Source organism: Streptomyces sp. NPDC029122 (genome assembly GCF_055569445.1).
Window position 1 is genome coordinate 161,479 of sequence record NZ_JBVHWK010000013.1, and the last position, 8,109, is coordinate 169,587.

At 71.6% G+C, this 8,109-nt stretch carries 6 protein-coding genes and 1 pseudogene; 4 read left to right on the forward strand and 3 right to left on the reverse strand.

Going from position 1 to position 8,109, the window contains the following annotated elements; genetic code table 11:
• Window positions 1-115: 115 nt before the first annotated feature.
• The 3 genes from gltX to ACZ4WZ_RS17785 all read right to left on the reverse strand — a co-directional run bounded on the left by gltX (window position 116) and on the right by ACZ4WZ_RS17785 (window position 2,738).
• Entirely contained in the window at window positions 116-1,630 is a 1,515-nt protein-coding gene (gene gltX / locus ACZ4WZ_RS17775; RefSeq protein ID WP_467891203.1) for a glutamate--tRNA ligase, read from the reverse strand.
• A complete protein-coding gene (locus ACZ4WZ_RS17780) occupies window positions 1,623-2,441 on the reverse strand; it encodes a fumarylacetoacetate hydrolase family protein (RefSeq protein ID WP_467891205.1) in 819 nt (272 codons plus the stop codon). Before ACZ4WZ_RS17780 ends, gltX begins: the two co-directional genes overlap by 8 nt.
• 111 nt (window positions 2,442-2,552) lie before the next feature.
• The gene (locus ACZ4WZ_RS17785) at window positions 2,553-2,738 is read right to left on the reverse strand and encodes a hypothetical protein (RefSeq protein ID WP_467891208.1); all 186 of its coding nucleotides are present in this window, start codon (window positions 2,736-2,738) and stop codon (window positions 2,553-2,555) included.
• A gap of 581 nt (window positions 2,739-3,319) precedes the next feature.
• On the opposite strand from ACZ4WZ_RS17785, the gene ACZ4WZ_RS17790 reads away from it, so the two are divergent.
• The 4 genes and pseudogenes from ACZ4WZ_RS17790 to ACZ4WZ_RS17805 form a co-directional block, all read left to right on the forward strand.
• Window positions 3,320-7,051 (forward strand): sensor histidine kinase, encoded by a 3,732-nt coding sequence (locus ACZ4WZ_RS17790; RefSeq protein ID WP_467891211.1) that lies wholly within the window; start codon window positions 3,320-3,322, stop codon window positions 7,049-7,051.
• Window positions 7,052-7,060: 9 nt separating this feature from the next.
• Window positions 7,061-7,474, forward strand: a complete 414-nt coding sequence (locus ACZ4WZ_RS17795; protein ID WP_007266776.1) for a roadblock/LC7 domain-containing protein — start codon at window positions 7,061-7,063, stop codon at window positions 7,472-7,474.
• Between the two features lie 148 nt (window positions 7,475-7,622).
• Entirely contained in the window at window positions 7,623-8,015 is a 393-nt protein-coding gene (locus ACZ4WZ_RS17800) for a DUF742 domain-containing protein (RefSeq protein ID WP_007266775.1), read from the forward strand.
• Window positions 7,996-8,109 (forward strand): annotated as a pseudogene (locus ACZ4WZ_RS17805) (ATP-binding protein); the annotation flags it as partial. The gene ACZ4WZ_RS17800 and the pseudogene ACZ4WZ_RS17805, both read left to right, overlap by 20 nt.

An 8,109-nucleotide genomic window follows, 5' to 3' on the forward strand; every position in this document is an offset into this window, starting at 1 on the left:
CCAACTTCCGTAGCGGGGTCCATCCCCCGGGATCCTCCGTCACCACCCCCTCCCCCCCTCCCCCCCCCCCCCCCTCCCCTCCGCCCCCCCCCCCCCCCCCACGGGGTGGTGCGGGTCAGGCGGAGAGCTTCGCCAGGGCCGCGTCGATGCGGGCCAGCGAGCGCTCTTCGCCGAGGATCTCCAGGGACTCGAAGAGCGGCAGGCCGACGGTGCGGCCGGTGACGGCCACGCGGACGGGGGCCTGGGCCTTGCCGAGCTTGAGGCCGTGGGCCTCGCCGGCGGTCAGGACGGCCTGCTTGAGGGACTCCGGGTCCGACCAGTCGGCGGCGGAGAGGTTCTCCCGCGCCGTGGTCAGCAGGGCCGCCGGGTCGCCCTTCATGGCCTTGTCCCAGGACGCCTGGTCCTCGACGGGCTCCTTCAGGAAGAGGAAGTCCACGTTCGCGGTGATGTCCGAGAGGACGGTCACCCGGGTCTGGGCGTGCGGCGCGATCCGGGCCCAGGCGTCGGCGTCGAAGTCCTCGGGCGCCCAGTTGGCGTGCGGGGCGCGCAGCCACGGGGCGCAGGCGTCCGCGAAGGCCTTCGGGTCCATCCGGCGGATGTGGTCGGCGTTGATCGCCTCGCACTTCTTGAGGTCGAAGCGCGCGGGGTTGGCGTTCACGCCGTCGATGTCGAACTTCGCCACCATCTCCTCGATCGAGAAGATGTCCTGGTCCTTGGAGAAGGACCAGCCGAGGAGCGAGAGGTAGTTCAGCAGGCCCTCGGGCAGGAAGCCGCGCTCGCGGTAGAGGTTGAGCGAGGACTCGGGGTCGCGCTTGGAGAGCTTCTTGTTGCCCTCGCCCATCACGTACGGCAGGTGCCCGAACTGCGGGACGCCGGTGGCGATGCCGAGCTCCATCAGCGCCTTGTAGAGGGCGATCTGGCGCGGGGTGGAGGACAGCAGGTCCTCGCCGCGCAGGACGTGCGTGATCTGCATCAGCGCGTCGTCGACCGGGTTGACCAGCGTGTACAGCGGGGCGCCGTTCGCGCGGACGATGCCGAAGTCCGGCACGTTCTCCGGGGTGAAGGAGAGCTCGCCGCGGACCAGGTCCGTGAAGGTGATGGTCTCGTCGGGCATCCGGAAGCGCACGATCGAGGTGCGGCCCTCGGCCTCGTACGCGGCCACCTGCTCGGCGCTCAGGTCGCGGCAGTGGCCGTCGTAACCGGAGGGCTTGCCGGCCGCGCGGGCGGCGTCGCGGCGCGCGTCGAGCTCCTCGGTGGTGCAGTAGCAGTGGTAGGCGTGGCCGCCGTCCTGGAGGCGCTGGGCGACGTCCTTGTAGATGTCCATGCGCTGGGACTGGCGGTACGGCGCGTGCGGGCCGCCGACTTCGGGGCCCTCGTCCCAGGTGAAGCCGAGCCAGCGCAGCGAGTCGAGCAGCTGCTCGTACGACTCCTCGGAGTCGCGGGCCGCGTCGGTGTCCTCGATGCGGAAGACGAACGTACCGCCGTGGTGGCGGGCGAACGCCCAGTTGAAGAGTGCGGTCCGGACCAGGCCCACGTGGGGGTTGCCGGTCGGGGAGGGACAGAAACGTACGCGGGGGGGTACCCCCTGCTCGAGCGGAGTCGAGAGCTTGGGGGAGTTCGCGTTAGCCACGCTTGATCACCTTGTTGGTGAGAGTGCCGATGCCTTCGATGGTGACGGCGACCTCGTCGCCGACGTTGAGGGGGCCGACTCCGGCCGGGGTCCCCGTGAGGATGACGTCACCCGGGAGCAGCGTCATGGCCTCGCTGATGTGCACGATCAGGTCCTCCACGGAGCGGATCATGTCGCTTGTGCTGCCGAGCTGGCGCTGCTCGCCGTTGACCGTGCACTGGATGGCCAGGCCCGCGGAGACCGCCGCCGGGTCGAGGCCGGTCTCGATCCAGGGGCCGAGGGGGCAGGCGCTGTCGAAGCCCTTGGCCCGGGCCCACTGCTTCTCGCGCTGCTGGACGTCGCGGGCGGTGACGTCGTTGGCGCAGGTGTAGCCGAGGATCACGTCCTTGACGCGCTCCTTCGGCACCTCGCGGCACATGCGGCCGATGACCACGGCGAGCTCCGCCTCGTGGTGCACCTCCTGGGAGAAGGAGGGGTAGACGATGGGGTCGCCGGGGCCGACCACGGAGGTGGAGGGCTTGAAGAAGGTGATGGGGGCCTCGGGACGGCCCTGATCGTCGAAGACGGAGTTGCCGAGCTCCGCCGCGTGCTCCGCGTAGTTGCGGCCGATGGCCACGACCTTGTTCGGGAGCACGGGCGGCAGCAGCCGGACCTTGCTCAGCGGGACCTTCGTGCCGGAGAGCTCGAAGTCCGCGAACGGGATGCCCTTGATGATGTCGAGGACGAGCTCACCCTCGGCGCCGGGGGCAGTGCTGCCCTCGACCGCGCCGAACGCGACATTGCCGTCGATGGAGAACCTGGCGATGCGCACGTGTTGCGTCTGCCCCTCTGTATTTCCGCTGGCTGGAGTCTGCGGACTCCAGGCTAACGCGGTGGGCGGCGACGCTCCGCGCTCCTTTACGGAGCCACTACTGCGGAGGGACTACTGTGCCGCGGCGACCGGCGCGTCCATGAGGACGGTCCGGCGGGGGTTCGCCGTCTGGGTCGGCAGCTCGACGGAGTGCTCCGGGGTGGCCGGCGCCGCCTGCAGCTCCTCGGCGTCCTTCAGGTGCGCGAGCGTGGTGCGGCGGGGGTTGGCTATGTTGCGGAACATCTGCGTCGTCTTCATCGGAGTTTCGGGCCCTCGGGTCGCTTCGTGGGATGAGGGTTGTCGGATGCGCCGGATGTGGCGCCAACCCTTTAACAGGCAAGGCTAAACATCCGAATCCCCGACTCAACCGGTAAGTAATGGCCACACTCGTGTGAGTTTGCTCACCAGCGAGCGGGCAATACGGGCATAACAGGCGGTCAATTACGCCTGCCGAAACGGACATTGCGCCACTGAATGCGCCATTCCGCTCCTGATCATCTCGACTGGGACACCTTGCCGGACAGCAGCTTTGGTTGACGTAAGTCCGATTCCTCCCCATAGTGCCTCCACATCGAGTAGCCCATCTGTCACAAGCCGTGACCGGCTCGCCGGGGCGACACGCGCACCTTGTTGGAGATCCCCCACTGTGCTGGAATTCGCGGGACCGCCGCGGGTATCAGCCGGCGCGCAGGTGGCGCAAGAGAGCGCCGCGCGCGGCGGCAACGGAGAGGGAGACGCGCCGGTCACCGACGACCACCATGGGGCCGTCAGTGCCCCACGACTCGACACCGTTCCGCCGCTCACCCGGCGGGGCGCCTGGTCCAGAGGTTGCGACGCTAGTGCAGGGACGATTCAAGAGGGATGGCAGCGCTGCGGCGGAGCAGGAGCCGCGCGGCGGGATTGACCGTGGCTCCTCGCCCCAGCACGCCCAGAACCGCGGGCCGGCTGCCGAAGGCGCGGGCCCCGACACCTCCTCGGCGAAGGCGAAGGGCCGCGGCAGGTCCGGCAAGGCCCCGAAGCCCGGCAAGGCCGTCAAGCCGAGCAGGCCCAAGGGCAAGGCCGAGTCGCCCGAGACCGAAGAGGCGATACCGAAGGCCCCCACCGGGCCCGGTTCCCGTCTCGCCATGCAGAACTGGCGCATCAGCACGCGACTCGTGTCGCTGCTGACCCTGCCCGTCGTCGCCGCCACCACGCTCGGTGGTGTCCGTATCAACGACTCGCTCGAGGACATCCAGCAGCTCGAGCACATGCAGCTGCTGACGACGATGACCCGCCAGGCGACCAGCCTCGCCGCCATGCTCCAGGAGGAGCGGGACAAGTCCGCCGGTCCGATGTCGCTCGTCAAGGACGGCAAGGCCAACAGCCTCGTCGAGGGCGTCCGCGACCAGACCGACGCCGCCGCCAAGGCCTTCGCCGCCGCGACCGACAAGGTCGACAACGCGGAGGACAAGGACGAGACCCTCAAGTCGATCCGCAACAACATCCTCCAGATCGGCCGCCAGCTCACCGGCATCGAGGACATCCGCAAGAAGGCGTACCAGAACGGCGCCCAGCAGACCGTCACCGAGTACAACGCGCTGATCGTCTCGCTGCTCTCGCTCTCGCAGGACATGGCCCAGGCCACCTCGAACCCCGAGATGATCAAGCGCACCCGCGCCCTGGCGGCGTTCTCGTCCGCCAAGGAGTACGCCTCCATCCAGCGCGCGATCATCGCCGCCTCGCTCCCCGAGAGCGGTGACAAGCAGGGCAAGCTGGAGGAGAACGACCGCCTCTACGCCCTCTCCGCGCTCCGCGGTGAGAGCCAGGCGAAGAAGACCTTCGAACTCGTCTACCAGGGCAAGCCCGAGGAACTCCTCAGCTCGCTCGGCGACGGCAACTCCGAGATCGGCAGCGCCGACCACTACGCCCGCCGCGTGCTGAGCACCCAGGGACAGTTCGTCAAGGAGAAGAACCGCTCCTGGATGGACTGGTACGACGCCGACGACACCAAGATCCGCGCGATGGGGCAGATCGAGCTCTCCCTGCTCGAGGACATGGAGCAGAAGGCCCGCGAGCTCAAGAGCGAGTCGCAGCAGGACGCCATCGTCAACGGTGCCCTGATCCTCCTCGTCCTCGGTGTCTCCCTCATCGGCGCCTTCGTCATGGCCCGGTCCATGATCCGCTCGCTGCGCCGCCTCCAGGACACCGCGACGCGCGTCGCCCAGGACCGTCTGCCCGAGATCGTCAAGCAGCTCTCCGAGTCGGACCCGCAGGAGGTGGACACCTCCGTGGAGTCCGTCGGCCTGCACACCCGCGACGAGATCGGCCAGGTGGCCGCGGCCTTCGACGACGTGCACCGCGAGGCCGTCCGCCTCGCCGCCGAGCAGGCCCTCCTCCGGGGCAACGTCAACGCGATGTTCACCAACCTCTCGCGCCGTTCCCAGGGCCTCATCCAGCGTCAGCTGTCGCTCATCTCCGAACTCGAGTCGCGCGAGGCCGACCCGGACCAGCTCTCCTCGCTCTTCAAGCTCGACCACCTCGCGACCCGCATGCGCCGTAACGGCGAGAACCTCCTCGTCCTCGCGGGCGAGGAGCCGGGCCGCCGGTGGACCCGCCCCGTCCCGCTCGTCGACGTGCTCCGCGCCGCGGCGTCCGAGGTGGAGCAGTACGAACGCATCGAGCTGGCGGCGGTGCCCGGCACCGATGTCGCCGGCCGCGTCGTCAACGACCTCGTGCACCTCCTCGCGGAGCTGCTGGAGAACGCCACCTCGTTCTCCTCCCCGCAGACCAAGGTCAAGGTCACCGGTCACGCCCTGCCCGACGGCCGCGTGCTCGTCGAGATCCACGACACCGGCATCGGCCTCTCCCCCGAGGACCTCGCCGCGATCAACGAGCGGCTCGCGTCGCCGCCCACCGTGGACGTCTCGGTGTCCCGCCGGATGGGTCTGTTCGTGGTCGGCCGCCTGTCCCTGCGACACGGCATCCGCATCCAGCTGCGCCCCTCCGACTCGGGCGGTACGACGGCCCTCGTCATGCTCCCGGTGGACGTCGCCCAGGGCGGCAAGAAGCCGGGCCCGATGCCGGGTGCCGGCGGCGGCCAGGGCGGTACCGGCGGCGCTCCGGGTGCTCCCGGCGGCCAGCAGCCCTCCGTGCCCGGCGCCGGCGCACGTCCCCCCGTGGGCGCCGGCCAGCAGCGCGGCCAGGTCTCCGGCGGCGGCCAGCGCGCCGCCCTGCCGGGGCGCGACGGCGCGCCCGGCCCGCAGCAGGGCCCGCAGGGCCAGGGGCCGCGTCCGCAGGGCGGTCCCTCCGCCCCGACGGGCCAGTCGCAGGGCCAGGGCGCCTTCGGCGGCGGCGCGCCGCTGCCGGCCCGCGGTCAGAGCGGCGCTCCGCAGGCGCGGCCGGCCGGCGGCCCCAGCGGTCCCGGCGGGTTCGCACAGCAGGGCGGTCCGCAGGGCGGTCCCGGCGGGTTCCCGCAGCAGGGCGGTCCCCAGGGCGGCTTCCCGCAGCAGGGCAACGGCTTCGAGCGGCCGCAGCCGCCGCAGGGCCAGGCGCAGCAGCACCAGCAGCCCCAGCCCCCGCAGGGCCGGACGCCCCAGCAGCAGCCCGGTGCCCCCGTCAAGCGCAGGCGGCCGCAGCTGCCGGCGCGCGACGGCGCCGCGCGTCCGGAGCTCCCGGGCGCGGGCGGCCCGGCCGCCGGGGTCCCGCAGAGCGCCAGCTGGGGCGCCGCGGCCCAGGGCGGCCAGGAGGTCCCGCGCGGGCACGACGAGCTGTCGGGCCCCGGCTCCACGGCGGAGTTCGCCCGCCCCGACTTCAACGCCCCGCCCCCGCAGGCCACCGGTGGCGTCCCCGGCAACAGCACCACCGGCCAGTTCGAGCGCCCGCAGCCCGCGGGCCCGCTGGACCCGGCCTCCACCGGCCAGTTCGCCCGCCCGGGCGGCCCCGGTGTCGGCGGCTACGGGGAGCAGCAGGGCCGGCAGTCCGGCGGTTACACCCCCGCGCCGGCCCAGCGCGCCGAGGCTCCGCTCCTCCCGCAGGCGTACCGGCCGGAGGCGCTGCCGCCGGCTCCGGCGCAGAGCGGCCCCGAGTCGCGCAGCCCGATCTTCGAGTCGCTGGAGTCGAACTGGTCCCACCAGGGCGGGCGGCAGTCCGCCGGGCAGGGTCCGGCCGTACCCCAGCAGCCGCACCAGTCGCAGCAGGCGGCACCGGTCGCACCGGCCCCGCAGCAGCGGCGCGGCCAGGAGCCCGCGGCCGAGCCAGCCGCGGCGGTCACCGGCAGCAGCCCGACGGTCAGCTGGAAGTCGTCCCCGAACGACGAGCTGATGCGGCAGGCCGAGCGCGTGCGCCAGCCCGCCGCCGGCGGGATCACCACCTCGGGTCTGCCCCGCCGGGTGCCGCGTGCGAACCTCGTGGCGGGTACCGCCCAGCAGCAGGCCGACACCCAGGCCGGCCCTCAGGTCTCGCGTGCCCCGGACGACGTCCGCGGCCGTCTCACCAACCTCCGTCGCGGTATCCAGCAGGGCCGCCAGGCCGGCACCACCGGCCCCGCGACCGGGAGCTACCACATCGACCCCACTTACCAGCAGGAGCGATAGTTGAGTTCGATGAGCCAGGCGGCACAGAACCTGAACTGGTTGATCACCAACTTCGTGGACAACACCCCCGGGGTGTCCCACACCGTGGTGGTCTCCGCCGACGGACTCCTTCTGGCCATGTCCGAAGGTTTCCCCCGTGACCGCGCCGACCAGCTGGCGGCCGTGGCCTCCGGCCTGACCTCGCTGACCGCCGGGGCCTCCCGGATCTTCGAGGGCGGCGCCGTCAACCAGACCGTTGTGGAGATGGACCGCGGGTTCCTCTTCCTGATGTCCGTCTCCGACGGATCCTCGCTGGCCGTGCTCGCGCACCCCGAGTGCGACATCGGCCTCGTCGGCTACGAGATGGCCCTCCTCGTGGACCGCGCCGGCAACGTCCTCACCCCGGACCTGCGCGCGGAGCTCCAGGGAAGCCTGCTCATCTGACACCCCCTCCCCGGCCGGACGGTACTTCCGGCCGGGGAACCGGGTCCGCACACCCGGAATCCAGTACCCCCAGACAGGCCGTCATGTCCCCCCACCGGCCGCCCTGTCAGACGGCACGCTGACCACTGCTGTCCAGCCCGGAGGATCAATGACCCCGCCCCCCGCCTACCCCGACGCGTACGGAGATTCGTACTCGGAAGGCGACCAGCCGCTCGTCCGCCCGTACGCGATGACCGGCGGCCGGACCCGGCCGCGCTACCAGCTCGCCATCGAGGCGCTGGTCAGCACGACGGCCGACCCGATGCACCTGTCCGGCCTGCTGCCGGAGCACCAGCGCATCTGCACCCTGTGCCGCGAGGTGAAGTCGGTCGCGGAGGTCTCCGCGCTGCTCTCGATGCCGCTGGGCGTCGCCCGCATCCTCGTCGCCGACCTGGCGGAAGCCGGCATGGTGGCCATCCACCAGCCGGGCAATGGAGAGGCCGGCGGAACGCCGGATGTAACGCTGCTCGAGAGGGTTCTCAGTGGACTTCGCAAGCTCTGACGGCGGAGCGGCTCCGCGCTCCACCACCTCCGCGAAGATCGTGGTGGCGGGCGGCTTCGGCGTGGGCAAGACCACGTTCGTCGGCGCGGTCTCC

Bases quoted from the DNA above. Each gene is read 5' to 3' on its own strand.
- ACZ4WZ_RS17785 (WP_467891208.1), bottom strand. From the start codon at position 2,738: ATGAAGACGACGCAGATGTTCCGCAACATAGCCAACCCCCGCCGCACC.
- ACZ4WZ_RS17795 (WP_007266776.1), top strand. From the start codon at position 7,061: ATGAGCCAGGCGGCACAGAACCTGAACTGGTTGATCACCAACTTCGTG.
- ACZ4WZ_RS17800 (WP_007266775.1), top strand. From the start codon at position 7,623: ATGACCCCGCCCCCCGCCTACCCCGACGCGTACGGAGATTCGTACTCG.